A 716-nucleotide genomic window follows, 5' to 3' on the forward strand; every position below is an offset into this window, starting at 1 on the left:
ATTCGCAACGCGTGGCATTTTTACTATGCGTTGGTTTAAGTGATTAAGGCGGTTTGCGGCTGCATCGGTATTGCGTTGCTCACACCTTAACAGGGCGTTAGTCGCCAGAAAAAGCTAGCAAGCAAAATCATGTTTCTAAGCTTAGAATTTGGCGGATGATCGTTTGATGCGCAGATGCGTTGTCGATGGTCAAAACTCAGTTTCAACTGTTTCAAGTCCAAAGTTTTGTAACTGTCCTAGTGGTTGTTGGCTCTTTGGTGCTGACAGTGCAGGGCAATCGAGAGTTTGTTTTTGGTTGCAGCTCCGCTCGGTGAGTTTGTTGGTACAAAAGCCGATTTACTCGCTGAAGTGACTTTTTCTCTGGTGTTGTAAATTCCAAGTGGTTTCAGTGACTTTGTTGAAAGTCCGCACTGTGAGATTGGCTTTTCAAAAGCCCTTTTTGGTGTTGTCAGTCCGTTTTCTGCGGCGTTGTTTGTTCCAAGTGGTTTCATTGGCTAGCCGCTTTGAGACTACGCCTGACTTAAGTGCATCAAAACACATAAATCTTGTTGTTTGCAAAGTTTAGCTCGGCTTAAAATTGTCGCTCGGTGCCTCGCGACTAACAAACTGTTCAAGAGGGATTCGCAACGCGTGGCATTTTTACTATGCGGTGGTTTTAGTGATTAAGGTGGTATGCGGCGACATAGGTATTGCGTTGCTCACACCTTAACAGGGCG

Annotated in this window: 1 protein-coding gene; it reads right to left on the reverse strand. The window is 45.4% G+C overall.

From position 1 onward, the window contains the following. Positions 1-236: 236 nt before the first annotated feature. Positions 237-491: a hypothetical protein gene (locus KJB35_RS27105; RefSeq protein ID WP_285469872.1), complete on the reverse strand. Its 255-nt coding sequence runs from the start codon at positions 489-491 to the stop codon at positions 237-239. Positions 492-716 lie beyond the last annotated feature (225 nt).

The organism is Vibrio sp. D431a (assembly GCF_030248655.1).
Lineage (GTDB): Bacteria > Pseudomonadota > Gammaproteobacteria > Enterobacterales > Vibrionaceae > Vibrio > Vibrio alginolyticus.

Excerpts from the sequence above, each read along its gene's own strand:
- KJB35_RS27105 (WP_285469872.1), bottom strand. The coding sequence starts at position 491 with ATGAAACCACTTGGAACAAACAACGCCGCAGAAAACGGACTGACAACA.